Origin of the sequence: Vreelandella boliviensis LC1 (assembly GCF_000236035.1) — a bacterium.
Lineage (GTDB): Bacteria > Pseudomonadota > Gammaproteobacteria > Pseudomonadales > Halomonadaceae > Vreelandella > Vreelandella boliviensis.
Map to the genome: position 1 here is coordinate 1,153,134 of NZ_JH393257.1, position 13,875 is coordinate 1,167,008.

General features: G+C 56.6%; 11 protein-coding genes. 1 reads left to right on the plus strand and 10 read right to left on the minus strand.

All coding sequences use genetic code 11. From position 1 onward, the window contains the following. Positions 1-37 precede the first annotated feature (37 nt). A complete protein-coding gene (locus tag KUC_RS05090; RefSeq protein ID WP_040479568.1) occupies positions 38-2,149 on the minus strand; it encodes an adenosylcobalamin-dependent ribonucleoside-diphosphate reductase in 2,112 nt (703 codons plus the stop codon). A 212-nt stretch (positions 2,150-2,361) separates the two neighbouring features. On the opposite strand from KUC_RS05090, the gene KUC_RS05095 reads away from it, so the two are divergent. Then, on the plus strand, positions 2,362-2,967 hold the full coding sequence (locus KUC_RS05095) for a hypothetical protein (RefSeq protein ID WP_007112055.1): 606 nt from the start codon (positions 2,362-2,364) through the stop codon (positions 2,965-2,967). Between the two features lie 11 nt (positions 2,968-2,978). Here the strand turns inward: KUC_RS05095 and KUC_RS05100 are convergent, their stop codons facing one another. From KUC_RS05100 to flhB, 9 genes are read right to left on the minus strand one after another with little or no spacing between them, the layout of a single operon-like run. Further along, positions 2,979-4,985: a sensor domain-containing diguanylate cyclase gene (locus KUC_RS05100; RefSeq protein ID WP_007112056.1), complete on the minus strand. Its 2,007-nt coding sequence runs from the start codon at positions 4,983-4,985 to the stop codon at positions 2,979-2,981. Between the two features lie 23 nt (positions 4,986-5,008). Beyond that, the gene (locus KUC_RS05105) at positions 5,009-5,683 is read right to left on the minus strand and encodes an OmpA/MotB family protein (protein WP_007112057.1); all 675 of its coding nucleotides are present in this window, start codon (positions 5,681-5,683) and stop codon (positions 5,009-5,011) included. 5 nt (positions 5,684-5,688) lie between these two features. Further along, positions 5,689-6,510, minus strand: a complete 822-nt coding sequence (locus tag KUC_RS05110; protein ID WP_007112058.1) for a motility protein A — start codon at positions 6,508-6,510, stop codon at positions 5,689-5,691. Positions 6,511-6,550: 40 nt separating this feature from the next. Next, positions 6,551-7,252: an RNA polymerase sigma factor FliA gene (locus KUC_RS05115; protein WP_007112059.1), complete on the minus strand. Its 702-nt coding sequence runs from the start codon at positions 7,250-7,252 to the stop codon at positions 6,551-6,553. Between the two features lie 26 nt (positions 7,253-7,278). Beyond that, complete coding sequence (locus KUC_RS05120) at positions 7,279-7,710, minus strand: flagellar protein FlhE (protein ID WP_007112060.1); 432 nt, start codon at positions 7,708-7,710, stop codon at positions 7,279-7,281. Positions 7,711-7,735: 25 nt separating this feature from the next. Further along, complete coding sequence (locus KUC_RS05125) at positions 7,736-8,302, minus strand: hypothetical protein (protein WP_007112061.1); 567 nt, start codon at positions 8,300-8,302, stop codon at positions 7,736-7,738. Further along, on the minus strand, positions 8,299-10,482 hold the full coding sequence (gene flhF, locus KUC_RS05130) for a flagellar biosynthesis GTPase FlhF (protein WP_040479574.1): 2,184 nt from the start codon (positions 10,480-10,482) through the stop codon (positions 8,299-8,301). The genes KUC_RS05125 and flhF overlap by 4 nt, the downstream gene beginning before the upstream one ends. 59 nt (positions 10,483-10,541) lie before the next feature. After that, positions 10,542-12,629, minus strand: coding sequence for a flagellar biosynthesis protein FlhA (gene flhA, locus KUC_RS05135; RefSeq protein WP_007112063.1), 2,088 nt, complete (start codon positions 12,627-12,629; stop codon positions 10,542-10,544). Further along, positions 12,626-13,792 (minus strand): flagellar biosynthesis protein FlhB, encoded by a 1,167-nt coding sequence (flhB, locus tag KUC_RS05140; protein WP_007112064.1) that lies wholly within the window; start codon positions 13,790-13,792, stop codon positions 12,626-12,628. The genes flhA and flhB overlap by 4 nt, the downstream gene beginning before the upstream one ends. Positions 13,793-13,875 lie beyond the last annotated feature (83 nt).

Genomic DNA, 13,875 nt, shown 5'->3' on the forward strand with positions numbered 1-13,875 from the left:
TTTAGATGAACGCTGATAGTAAAGGCGCCGCCCGCCACTACCATTTGCCGTAGGTGCCCTCTTTTAAGCCATCAAACAGGTTAGCAGCATTATGCTCTTCACCGTCGTATATCACCGTCTCATCCCCGGTTAGCTCGAGGGTTTCGCCATTTTCCAGCTCAAACACGTAGGTGGTGTTTTTAAGATCATCCTCGCGCACCAGCACGCCTTGGAAGGCTTCAGGGTTAAAGCGGAAAGTGGTGCAGCCTTTTAAGCGACTTCCATACGCTTGCAGATAGAGATCCTGGAACTGCTCAAAGGGGAAATCAGTGGGCACGTTGACCGTTTTTGAGATCGCCGAATCAACCCAATGTTGCGCCGCGGCCTGAACCGCAACGTGCTGTTCGGGCGAAATCGCATCGGCGGTGACAAAGTAGTCAGGCAGGTCCCCGTCCACCGCATCAGATGCGATAAAGTGACGGTAAGCCGCTAATTCAAAAGAGACGACCTCGACTTGCTCTTTGGTCTTCTTACCCGACTGGATAATATTGCGGAAGTAGCGGTGCGAGAAGGATGGCTCAATGCCGTTGGAGGCATTATTACCCATTGAAAGGCTAATGGTGCCTGTCGGTGCAATCGAGCTGTGGTGGGTAAAGCGCGCACCGTGCTCGGCCAGCTGGGCCACCAGCTCCGGCTCAAGCTGGGCCACTTGGGCCATGTACTGGCTGTAGCGAGCGTGCAGGATACGCCCCGGCACTTGATCGCCTACTTCGTAGCCATCTTTGGCCAGCTGTGGCCGCTCGCGGAGCATTTTTGGGGTAATGGTGTGCTCCTGTTCAAGCACTGGCGCCATGCCTTTCTCTAACGAAAGCTCCAGCGCCTGCTTCCACCCCTCAATGGCCAAGTGACGGCTTACCTCATCGGTGAATACCAGCGACTGCTTGGAGCCATAGGGGATTTTGAGCATGGTGAGCGTTGACCCCAAACCCAAAAAGCCCATGCCGTGGCGGCGCTTAGCTTCAATTTCGCGCTGCTGCTGGGGTAGCGGCAGACCGGCAATCTCGACCACGTTGTCGAGCATACGAGTAAAGATCGAGACCACTTTGCGATAGCGCTCCCAGTCAAAGCGCGGCTCGGCAGCGAAGGGATCGATCACGAATTTGGTCAGGTTTACAGACCCCAGCAGGCAGGCACCTTCTGGTGGCAGTGGCTGTTCACCACAAGGGTTGGTAGCGCGAATATCCTCGCAGAACCAGTTATTGTTCATGCGGTTAACTTGGTCGATCAGGATAAAGCCCGGCTCGGCGTAGTCGTAGGTGGAGGACATAATGGTGTCCCACAATTCCCGCGCTTTGATCACTTCAACAATGCGGCAGGCCACGCGGCCTTCGGCATCTACCGTATAGCCCTCTTCAACCACCGGCCAGTCGCGGTAGATCAGGTCTTCCGCTTTAACGTCCTCTTTCTCACCGGGGTGCAACGGAAAAGCCAGCGGCCAGTCGGAATTGTTTTTCACCGCTTCCATAAACTCATCGGTGATCAGCAACGAGAGGTTAAACTGACGCAGCCGTCCCGCCTCGCGCTTAGCCTGAATAAACTCGCGCACGTCCGGGTGGCCCACATCAAAGGTACCCATCTGGGCGCCACGACGTCCACCGGCAGAGGCCACGGTAAAACACATCTTGTCGTAGATATCCATAAACGCCAGCGGGCCGTTAGTGCCCGCGCCAGCGCCGAAGACGAACGCGCCCTTATGGCGCAACGTAGAGAAGTCGTAGCCGATACCGGCCCCGGATTTCAACGTCATGCCCGCATCGACAACCGAGTCGAGAATATCGCGCATAGAGTCGCGAATCGTACGTGAGACGGTGCAATTAATCAGGCTTACCGCAGGCTTGTAGGCCTCAGCGCCCGCGTTGGAGAGAATACGGCCGGCAGGTATGGCACCATTTTCCAGTGCCCAACGGAATTTGGGCAACCACTCTTCCGCTTTATCACCTTCAACCGCTGCCAGGGCGCGCGCAACCCGTTCAAACGTAGCACCGACGTCCTGATCAACGGGTTGGCTATGACGATCCTTGAGACGGTACTTGGCATCCCATATCTCCCGCGAGGGGGCCTGCATCGGGACATCATTAGAGGTCTTCATAGCCTTAGCAGCGGTGCTCATGTCGCAAAACTCCTTCACAACGGGGTGAATATAGCGCTCAAATGGGGCGATTATACGTGGCATCGGAGTGAAGTATAGCCTTGACTTTACACCATATGAGGCACTTTTTTTAAAAACTTCTACCATATATAGAAAAATCAGCGCGTTACTATTTAGCCAACCTCAAACACGCTATAGACTGTCCTTTTGTTAATAAAAACGGGTTGAGTTAAATGGCTTTGATCATGTCCGCAATTCACTCTCTGCGCTCTCACTCCCAATCTCTTTGCACGCTCACGCTAACCGTTATGGCGATAGCGACCATTTGGATGGTCACTACGCCCGTTGCGAACGCGGCCACGTTTAATACCGACGATGTGGCCACCCACGAACATTGGCAGTCAATGACCCTCTCGCTGGGGGGCGAACGCCACTACCGTGCGGTGGAAACCCACAGTTACTCCGACGCTACGCTGAGTCTGAATGCTACCTCGGGAGTTTGCGATTTACCCTGGTTGGAGATGCGCGTCACTCTTGAGCAGCAGCAGGGAGAGAGCCGTACAGTAAACCTGGTGCCCACCCGGCTGCGCATCGATGAGCAGCCCGTTATCGACACTATGGCGGAGTTTATTACCGAGCGCGGCGATGACGGGTTTTATGCCCACTTTTACTTAACTGATTTGGAATCCCTGATGGCCGACATGCGCCAGGGCGAGCAATTATTCCTCGGCTTTAATCAGGAAGAACGTGAGCCTTGGTATATGACCTTTAGCCTGCAAGGCGCCGACGCGGCGATTAACCGGATGCTCGGCCAGTGTGATGGTAGTGGCACCCACTAAGATGTGAATTATTAAATCAGCTCCACAGGCTCTAGCGCCATTTCAACGCGGTTGCGTCCACCATGCTTAGCGCGATACATAGCATCGTCGGCCCGTGAGATAATAGTTTTGCAACTGTCGTCGGCCTGCCAAACGGCGACACCGATACTCACTGTAATCGTCTGCTCAAGCCCCTCTATACGCAACTCTGCTACCAGCGAGCGCAGCCGCTCGGCCAAGCCGAAGGCAGCGTCAACATCGGAATGAGTCGCCAGCACAATAAACTCTTCGCCGCCCCAGCGCCCCAAGTGGTCGCAGCCACGCAGCGAGCTTTCCACTAAGCGTGCTAGGGCCACCAGCACATCGTCACCCACGCTATGGCCGTGGGCATCGTTGATCTGCTTAAAGTTATCCACGTCGAACAATAATAACGCAAAGGCAGCCGCGTAGCGTTTGGCAGCCACTAGCTCTGCATTGATCGCTTCTTCGATTCGGTAGCGGTTCCACACCTTGGTTAGCGGATCAAAATGAGCCAGTTGCTCGAGTCGCTGGTTGGCCTCAGCCAGGGCTTTGCGCTCGTGCTCCAAATGTCTATTTAATGAGCTAATTTCATAGGCGGAAATCGCCAGCGTCAGATCTTCACCCAAGTCTACCGCTGCTAAGCGCTCTACCCGTTGCCACGCTTCGCTCTTACCCACTACCTCTTCCTGCCAGGCGGTCGAGGGAGCCGCTCTCGACGCCGGATGTGGGCTGGTAGTGGGTTGCATCGCCCAATACAGTGTTTCCACCTGCTCGGGCCGAAAAAAAATCAGCCAGGCGCGCTGGGTTGAGTTCATCGGCAGCGGCACAGCTAGAGCCCCGCACTGTTCGGGCATATCTAGCGAACAGGTTAACGTCTCTTTGGCAATTTCGCGCGTGCACCAAGGGCCGCTATGCACATGGGCTCTTTCCAGACGCAGCACAAACTGGCTAATCGCTTCTGGGGGCGGCGTCATGCCCGCTTGATAAGCGCCACCATTCATCCATAGCACCACGCCATGGGCGCGAAACAGCTTCATCCAGATAGCCGCCTGCTCATGCAGCATTTGCTGGGGGCTTTGCGGCTCGCTGCGCGCTCGTGCACTGAGTACCAGGCTATCCTGAACCCGCTGCAAGTAACGGGCTTCTTGACGCGCCCGCAGCAACAGCATGCGCTGGGTGGCCATTTGCACGAGAGTGCGAACGGCATCTCGCAAGGGGGGCTCAACCGAGTGCGGCGTTACCGAGTGGCAAAACACTAGCCCCCATATGCCGGTATCTCCCTGGATTGCCAAACTAAGTGAGCCGCGCACCCCCAAACGGTTTAAATAGCGCTGTCGCTCCGGGGCAGGTGCACGTAAAAAACACCCGTTAAGGCGCGTTTTTGGGCAAGCGGGCATTAGCGTTTCAGGGGGCGCATCGACGTCTTCAATTAACCGCACGGGGTAATTCTGGTAACTTTTGCGCAAGGCAACAGGAAAGTCACTGGCGGGAAAGCGCTGGCCCAACAGCGAGGGCAGCTGTTTTCCCAGCGCTTCGGCGACCATCAAACCATGCCAATCGCTATCAAAATGACACACACTGACGCGCTCATGACCGGTAAGTTGTTGAATCGCGTTAACCAAAGCATCAAGCAGCTCTTCCTGATGCGTCGCTTCTGCTAAGTGCATCAGCCGCTCATTCACAGTACCCAGCAGGCGGCGCTTACCCAGGGGATTGAGTGGCTCAATCTCGACGATAACCTGCTCACCCGCTCGGTAAGCGTGGAGCTGAAAACGCCCGTTACTGTGTTTGGAGCGATTAAACACTAGCGGGCCCGGGAGCCGCTGCTGCCCCTGCAGTTCACGACGTACTCGCTGACTAAGCCGTTTCCCCAACACACAGGCAAGGGTGAACTGCCCATTTTCAGGGCGCTCAATACCGGTCAAGCGGGTTAAGTTAGTGCTAGTGGTTTGAATGCGTCGACAATCGGCATCTAATACCAGCAGGGCACCAAATGACTGCAATCGCGGGTGGTACATGGACACAAACGTGGCCTCGCAATCTATTCACCCTCGACCTGCTGCCTTAGCAACAGCTCTACGCGACGGTTGGCAGCTCGCCCATCCGCGGTTGCGTTCGGTTCCATGGGTTGGGTGTCGGCATAACCGACGGCCCGCATACGTGAAATATTGAACCCTTGGCGCTCTAAATGCCTCACCACAGCGATAGCCCGCGCTGAAGAAAGCTCCCAATTAGAGGGGAAACGGGCCGTTGAAATAGGCACGCTGTCGGTATGGCCCTCTACCGATATCTGGCCGTCAAAGCTGGTCAGCACATCGATAAGACTTTCTACCACATCTTGCCCACTGGAAGTCAGCACAGCTTGGCCGCTAGGAAATAAAAGACTGGTATCAATGCGTAGCGTAACCCCTTCGCGGCCTTGCGAAACGCTGACCCCGGGGATGCTGAGGCCATCAAACTGCGGCTGCAGCCCTGCATGACGGGGCTGTATACCGGTGGCCAGAGACGCCAAGGGCAGTGATGATACAGCGCTGGCTGAACGCATGAAAGCAGTATCAGCCGCTTCACCGCCGCCCGGCGGTGTCAGTGAAAGCAGCAGCACGAAGAGCGTGATTAGCAGCGTCAGTACATCCAAATAGCTGGTTAGCCAACCATCATCGCCATCGCCAGGCGACGGCGTCATTTCCAGCGCGTGGCGCGTATCACGGTCGAGCATCTGGCCTACCCCTTCGCCGCCGAACTAACCGACGAGTCAGGTCTTGGTTTGACGCTGTTATCACGAATTTCATCGTGGTAGTTAGCCACAAACGAGTTGAGGGTTTCTTCAATAAACGACGGCAGACGACGCTTGGTAATCAAAGAAATACCTTCCAGCACCATATTCATGGTAATCAGCCGCTCTTCCGTGCGGCGCTCTAGTTTCACCGCAATCGGCTTAAACACTAAGTTGGCAAGTAAAATACCGTAAAAAGTGGTGAGCAATGCGACCGCCATGCGCGGGCCAATCACCTGCAGGTCGCCAGCATCCATGACTTCCAGCATGTTGACCAGCCCTACCAGGGTGCCAATCATGCCAAACGCAGGTGCATAGGTGGCCATGGTGCGAAATATTTGTGCTTCAGCATGCTCACGCGCTTTAAGGCGGGCAATGCGCCAGCGTAGCATGTCAAAAATTTCATCCTCTTTGGTGTTGGCAATCACCAGTTGAATCCCGGTACGTAAAAAAGGATTGCGGGTATGCTCCAACTCGCGCTCGACGGCGCGCACATCGCCCTTAAACCACAGCCGCGACATATCGACTAATTCGCGGATATCGTCACGCATATAGGTATTTTCACGCCGAAACACCAAGCCCACCAACCGCACGACCCGCACCACTTCTTTCAGCGGATAGCTAATAAAGGTAGCGGCAAGTGTACCGGTCACCACGATGGCCAAACCCGGCAAATTGATAAAACTCTCTGGGGACTCTGCAGTGAGAAAAAGCACACTTACCAGCAGCAGTATGCTGGCAAATATGCCTATCAGCGTCGAAGGATTCATTCACGGCTCCTTGCCGGTCACAAGTAAGTAAAATGAGGTGTTATGCCGAATCGTGTAAGCGCGCGCGTAAACGGCTTACGGCTTGGCTGTGTAGTTGAGAAACGCGTGACTCCGTTACGCCCAACACAGCTCCTACTTCCTTGAGGTTGAGTTCTTCTTGGTAGTACAGCGCCATTAGCAGCTTTTCACGCTCCGGCAGCGCTTCAATCGCGTCAATCAGCGTTTGTCGCTGCTGACCATCAAGCAACTGATCGAACGGTGAAGCGCCCAGTTCATTACTGACAGGCTCACCGCCGTCGGCTACCAGCTCCTCAAACGGCAACAGTTGGCCGCTGTTAGTGTCATTGAGGAGCTGCTGGTACTCACTCAGCGGCATATCAAGGTGGTGAGCAATTTCGTTCTCTTCCGGTGCTCGCCCTAGCTGCTGCTCTAATTGGCGAACGGCGCTGTCAACCGCACGCGCTGAACGGCGCACGCTGCGGGGCAGCCAGTCGCGGGTACGTAACTCATCCATCATCGCGCCGCGAATACGTTGACTGGCAAAGGTCGCGAACGTCGCGCCCTGGGTGGCATCGAAGCGTCCCAATGCTTCCAGCAGTCCTACCATCCCGGCCTGAATAAGGTCATCAAGCTCAATGCTGGCTGGCAAACGGACCTGAAGCGTCAAGGCCTGACGTCGCACCAGCGGCATGTATTGCGTCAACAGCTCACTCTGTTTAATCCTGCCTTGTGCTGTGTACATCCTATCGCCTCGCGGCTATCCAGCCTTCACTGATAGTTCACAATCATTTGCAACTCCTGCACACGTACAGGCCGCTGGCCTGGTCGTAAGGCGAAGCGAAAATGCAACGGCGCATCAGCGTCCCGCCCCGCGAGTTCGGTGGTAGAACCTCGCATACCGGTTAACGCAACGCACTGTTCAGGATGGCACAACCAAGCGTTTAATTGCACACCTGGGGGGTATTGAAACTGCCACTGAATACGTTCGAGCTGCCCCGACTGCAAGTTATTAGCGGCAGCGGGGGGAGTGGCGTTTTGACTAGCGCTTGCCCGATCACTCATCGCCACCATCAGCCCAGGTATCTGGCTACTCCAACTACCGGATGCCGCCTGGGCACTCCCCGTTAACCCTGCTAGCAGGCACCCTGCCAGCAGTAATGCAATCAGCAGCAGCCTCCCTCTTAATGGCCAGCTTAGCATGCTTGGTCTCCTTGGCAGAGTGTACTCATCGTGCAAGTACCAGTAACTCCATATTTAAGTAGTAACCAGCGGCCTGGCGCAAGTTATCGAGCAACCCTTGGCGCGGCAAGTGCGGTTCATGCAGCGCCAGCAACCGACGAGGCCCGCCACGCTCATGCAGCTGACGCAGCGTACTAAACATATCAGCGAAGGTATCGGCATCGCTACTGATCCACAGCGCCCAACGGCTGTATTGATCGCGCAACTGAGCAAGGTCGGAAGATTCCGCCATGACGATGCGAATATCCCAGTCATCAGGGTCACCGGCCCAGCTTCGACCTAGCATTGACCACTGCCCCAGACGCGCTTTGACTTTGTTCACCTGGGGAGCGCCGCTACCGGGCAGACCGACCACAATAAGCGGCATTTTGGGCTTGGGAAGTGCCATCGTCGCTGGCTCTTCCACCGCTGCTACCGTTGGTGTTAATAAGGAGGAGGACTGTTCGGGCACATGCTCTGCCGCTGCAACTTCAACTGCACCCTCAGCCTGCTGCTGTTGGCGCTGCAGGTTTGCCCACTTGCGCAGCCCCGAGGCTTGATCTTGTTCGCTCACGCCACACCCTCTCGACTAACACTGCCCATTTGGCGAATCGCATCCCGCGCCATAAAGGCGTATACCAGCGCATCAAGCATGCCGGTATCACGGCGACGGCGGCTGGTGCCTAATAGGTTGAGTAGATCGCCACGCAACGTCTGCGCTTCCTCATCATCGGCGACATCGAGATGCCCGGCGACTGATGCCACACCGCTGGCCATCAATAGGCGAACTTCGGCATTGAGATCTCCGCTATCGGCCTCTTTTAACTGCTGCCACGCACGACGCGTCAAGGCGGACAAGCCTTCGCTTTGCAGCTGGGTTAACAGCAGCGAGAGCACCTCTGCTCCCAACCGAGCTGGGGTAAGCCAGTAGCGGCGCACCACCACTTTGGCACTTTCCGGATCGCGCACTTCCCCGTACCAGGCGAGCAGAGCACAGCCACTGGCGTCCTCAACTTCAGCGTAGGCAGTCCAAAGCTGCACCGATTGGCCACGAAAACGCACGCCCACATGATGCGTTAGCACACTGTCATTAAACAGCTGGCGGATAGTCTGGCGCTCGTGGTGGAAGCGTACCCGATGACTGGGGGCTACTTGACTGACCCAGGTCAAATGTTCGGCTTCCAGCCACGCAAGCGCATCCGATTCGGGAAAGCGCGGTAGTAAGTGCACCGCCACGCCGCTTGATACAGACAGTGCGGCTAAACGCGGCTGCCACCCCGCGGCGTGGCGGTGCTGCAGCCAGGGTAGCGCCAACCACGCGCCATCGGTGTCCAGCCCAATGTCCGGCATTGCCCAGTCGCAACCGCGTTCGTTACGCCGCGCTGACCACGCCATACCGAGGGTGGTTTCCGCCTTTGGGTAGCTGGCGAGCAGCGTGTCCAAACGCTCTTCCTGCACACTACTCGGCAGCGAAGCTAGGTTCCAGATTTCTTCTAATTCCGCAAATCCGGTGACGCGCTGGCGCAGCCGTGCCAGTAGCGACGACAAACGACGCCCTTGGCCCAGTACATCCCGCGACCAGCGCGGCATCCCCATAGGGGCATCAGCACTTTGTGCCCGTTCACGCTGTGGCGTCGCCGTGCTCAGCGCTTGATCCACTAGCGCAGCAGGGGCGGCAATGGCCATATCTTCGGGTACCTGCTGACCATTTGAACCAAACAGCACGCGCATTCCGTGACGCATAATAATGTCTAACACCGGCGCCAGACGTCCCGCCTCATCCTGTTTGGTAATAATGCAGTCATCTAACTCTGCGCCCGCCGCTCGCGCGGCCTGGCGGTAGCGCATTACGACTTCCTCAAGGGTTTCCGGCTGGCTGGCGGCATTCAGCAGCAGTACCAAACGCACCCGCGAGCGTCCGCCCTGGAGGTGAGCAATCTGTTCAATCACCCGCTGGTCACGCTGACTCATACCCACGGTATCGATAATCACCCACTGCTTGCCCTGCAGGCGGCCCAGCAAATCGTCGATGGGTTGCTCGGCATCCAGCGCGTACATCGGGGTATCCAGAAGACGCGCATAGATGCGCAGTTGCTCGTGGGCACCAATCCGGAAGCTGTCGGTGGTGACCAGCGCCACTGGGCGCGTGCCGTGGCGCATCACAAAACGCGCGGCTAGCTTGGCGGTGGTGGTGGTTTTGCCCACCCCCGTCGGCCCCACCAGGGCAACAATACCGGTTTGATCAAAAAAGCTTGCCTCATCGCTCAGTACGCAGAGGCGATCCATTAATTGCTGACGCAGCCACTGCAGTGGCGCTTCGCTATCGCCAGCTAACCCGGCTAGTGGTTCGGGCAATCCGGCCAGCAGCTCATCGGCGAGCTCACTGCTAAAACCGACGTTCCATAGCAGTTGGCGCAGCCGCGCCGCCGTTCCGGTGGGAGCTGTTGGCGTTTGGGCGGCGTTGTTGGCTGGCTGGCTGTTTGCCAGCAGCGCTCGCATATCCTGCATTTCGCGCAGTAAGCGCTCGCTCATCGCCTGCATGGGGTCTTGCGGTGGAGTTGCTTCCGGCGTTTCGGGGGGGGCGGGTTCCGGTGAAGGTTCAAAGTGATCAATGGCTTCGTCCGCCATGGCCAAAATTTCAACGCCCCCTTCGGTACGCCGATTAGCAACAATCAAGGCGTCTTCACCGAGCGTTTCGCGCACTTGGCGCATCACATCACGACTGTTGGCTCCCACGAAACGTCTAACGCTCATGATTTACCTTTTGCCTATTCTGGAAATGGTCGACGCTAGCCTATCACGGCGCGTCATCATTAACGTCCGCCGACGACGGTGGTCACTCTTAATGTGCGGTCATCGGGAATTTCAGCCTGGGACAATACGGACATATGGCGTAGACGGCGGCGTAAGAAACGCGACAGCACCGCTCGCAGCGAGTGCTGCACCACCAACACCGGCGGCTCGCCAGAGCTTTCATGACCCTCCAGCGCCTGCTGCGCCTGGGTCATCAGTGTCTCTGCCAAACCTGGTTCCATGGCGCCGTTGCCGTTCATGGCCTGTACCAGCACCTGCTCCAGTTGGGCATCTAGCCCCATGACATTCAGCGTCTCCTGACCTGCAAACCACTGTTGGACAATCGCCCGCCCCAGCGAAACACGCACTAGCGCCGTCAACTCGTTAGGATCTTTTTGCTGGGTGGCGTACTCCGCCAAGGTATCCAGAATAGTGCGCATATCGCGGATAGAGACATCTTCGTCGAGCAGGTTTTGCAAAATACGCTGCAGCACCGTCAGCGAAATAGCCTTGGGGATCACCTCTTCGACCAGTGCTTTCTGATCATCGCCCATTTTATCCAGCAACTTCTGCACTTCCTGACGACCCAACATCTCGGGTGAGTGGCGGTGTAACAGGTGGTTCAAGTGGGTCGCGATGACGGTGCTGGCGTCCACCACGGTGTAGCCATACACCTGGGCATGTTCACGCTGATTACTATCAATCCAGACCGCGGGCAAACCAAAGGCGGGATCCTGGGTATGAGAACCCTGCAGCTCGCCGGAGACCTGGCCTGGATTAATTGCCAGCCACTTGCCCGGCTGCGCCTCGGCACGGCCAATCTCGGCGCCTTTCATGGAGAGGACATAGGCGTTGGGCGGCAGCTCCAAATTATCGCGGATATGCACCACCGGCGGCAAGAAGCCCACTTCTTGGGCAAACTTTTTACGCACACTTTTAATCCGCCCAAGCAGCTCGCCTTTTTGACGCGAGTCGACCAGCGGTATTAAGCGGTGCCCCACCTCCAGGCCCAGAGTATCGACCAGTTGCACGTCTTCCCAACTCGCTTCAGGTGTCTCCTGTAGAGGTACCGGTGCCGCGGCAATTTCCTCCTGAACCAACGCCTTTTCTTTTTGGCGCGATAACAGCCACGCCAGGCCAGCCAGTAGCGCAGTAAAGAATAGGAATACGAAATTGGGCATGCCGGGTACCATACCCAGCATGCCCATCACCACGGCAGCCAAAATCAGTACCTGAGGATTAACGAACAATTGGCTAAGCATTTGCTGGCCGATATCTTCGTTCGTATCCATGCTGACCCTGGATACCGTGACACCGGCTGCGGTGGAGATTACCAAAGCCGGGATTTGCGCCACCAGACCATCACCAATCGCCAGCAGCATATAGGTTTGGCCTGCCGCGCCAAAGCTCATATCGTGCTGTAGCATACCAATCATCAGCCCGCCGATGATGTTGACCACCATGATCACCAAACCGGCAATGGCATCACCGCGGACAAACTTACTAGCGCCGTCCATCGAACCAAAGAAATCAGCTTCTTGTGAGACCTCCGCGCGACGCTTTTTGGCGTCTTCTTCGCCAATTAAGCCAGCGTTCAGATCGGCATCAATCGCCATCTGCTTACCGGGCATCGCATCCAGGGTAAAGCGCGCACCCACTTCGGCAATACGGCCAGCACCTTTGGTGATCACCATAAAGTTGATGATAACGAGAATCAGGAAGACCACTAGGCCCACAGCGAAATTGCCGCCGACCAGGAACGCCCCGAACGCTTCAATGACCTTACCCGCGGACGCACCGCCTTGGTGGCCTTCCATGAGCACCACCCGGGTAGAGGCCACATTGAGCGACAGGCGGAGCAGCGTGGTAAATAGCAGCACAGCAGGGAACGCCGCAAAGTCCAGCGGCTTCTGCGTAAACATGCTGACCATTAACACCATAATGGCCAGCGCGATATTGAAGGTAAAGAGTAAATCCAGGGCGAAGGGGGGCAAGGGCACAATCATCATGCCCAAGATCATGAGGATGAGCAGCGGCCCGACCAGCAGCTTCATGCGCACATCACTCATCCAGTCGCGCCGACCTACTAGCTGACTCAAGCCTTTCATGGTTGCGCCTCATTACCACCGGCGCCATGCCCGGGGCTTTCCATCTCCGGTGGTACCGGCAGGTTATCGGGGGTTGGGGGCACCTCGCCTCCTTGTTTTGCTACTTGCTTGAGGCGATAGGCCCAGGCCATTACTTCCGCTACCGCGGTATACAGCTCGGCAGGCACCTCCGCATCTAGATCCACGTGATGATACAGGGCCCGCGCCAATGGTGCTGCCTGTAAGCGAGGTACGCCTGCCTCTTCACCAATTTCGCGAATGCGCGCAGCCACTGCGTCGGCGCCTTTTGCCACCAGCCGTGGCGCGCCCATGCTGCCTTCCTGATAAGACAGTGCTATCGCGTAGTGCGTGGGGTTGGTAATGATGACGTCGGCCTCGGGCACTTTGCTCATCATCCTGCCCCGCGCCATGGCCTGCTGCTGCTGGCGAATGCGCGCTTTCACATGCGGGTCGCCTTCAGACTCTTTGTGCTCACGCTTAACCTCTTCCTGAGTCATGCGCAGCTTCTTTGCATTGTCCCAGAGCTGGAAAGGGACATCGATCAAAATAACCACGATCAACACCAGCACCATGAGCCCAGCCGCCTGAGCCGCCATGGTTAGAGCGTTGGTCAGCGCTTGCTGGATAGGCTGATCCATTAGCGCCATAAATTTGCCGATGTTGAAATACAAAAACGTTGCAGCGACACCCCCTACCAGAACCGACTTGGCAATCGCTTTGGCCAATTCGATCAGTGCCTGGGTAGAGAAAATACGCTTTACACCCTTAATAGGGTTTAGCTTTGAAAACTTGGGCTGCATCGATTTACCCGATATCAGCCAGCCTCCCATCAAACCAGGGGCTACCAATGCAATCACGGCTAACAGTAAAAACAGCGGCATCATGGCAAATAGCGTGCGCTGCCCAAGATCCAGCGCATTGACCAACATCGGCGTACTTTCCATTGCTTGGCGGCGCTCAAACAGGAACGCCTGCTCCATCACCGCACCCAGCTGGTCGTAGAGCATCTTGCCCATGCTATAGAGGCCAATCACACCGCCCAGCAGCAGCAAAAACGTATTTAACTCGCGAGAACGGGCAACCTGACCTTCTTCACGGGCTTTCTCTTTTCGCCTGGGCGTGGCCTCTTCAGTCTTTTCCTGGTCGCTATCGTTATCTGCCATACGGGTATCCGGCCAGGTGAAGCGAAGCTTATCACGTATTCAGCCGTCCATAGGGACGGCTGAATAGCGTGCTTGCGTGCCCA

Coding starts and splice junctions, on each gene's coding strand:
- KUC_RS05090 (WP_040479568.1), bottom strand. CDS start 2,149: ATGAGCACCGCTGCTAAGGCTATGAAGACCTCTAATGATGTCCCGATG.
- KUC_RS05095 (WP_007112055.1), top strand. CDS start 2,362: ATGGCTTTGATCATGTCCGCAATTCACTCTCTGCGCTCTCACTCCCAA.
- KUC_RS05100 (WP_007112056.1), bottom strand. CDS start 4,985: ATGTACCACCCGCGATTGCAGTCATTTGGTGCCCTGCTGGTATTAGAT.
- KUC_RS05105 (WP_007112057.1), bottom strand. CDS start 5,683: ATGCTCGACCGTGATACGCGCCACGCGCTGGAAATGACGCCGTCGCCT.
- KUC_RS05110 (WP_007112058.1), bottom strand. CDS start 6,510: ATGAATCCTTCGACGCTGATAGGCATATTTGCCAGCATACTGCTGCTG.
- KUC_RS05115 (WP_007112059.1), bottom strand. CDS start 7,252: ATGTACACAGCACAAGGCAGGATTAAACAGAGTGAGCTGTTGACGCAA.
- KUC_RS05120 (WP_007112060.1), bottom strand. CDS start 7,710: ATGCTAAGCTGGCCATTAAGAGGGAGGCTGCTGCTGATTGCATTACTG.
- flhF (WP_040479574.1), bottom strand. CDS start 10,482: ATGAGCGTTAGACGTTTCGTGGGAGCCAACAGTCGTGATGTGATGCGC.
- flhA (WP_007112063.1), bottom strand. CDS start 12,629: ATGAAAGGCTTGAGTCAGCTAGTAGGTCGGCGCGACTGGATGAGTGAT.
- flhB (WP_007112064.1), bottom strand. CDS start 13,792: ATGGCAGATAACGATAGCGACCAGGAAAAGACTGAAGAGGCCACGCCC.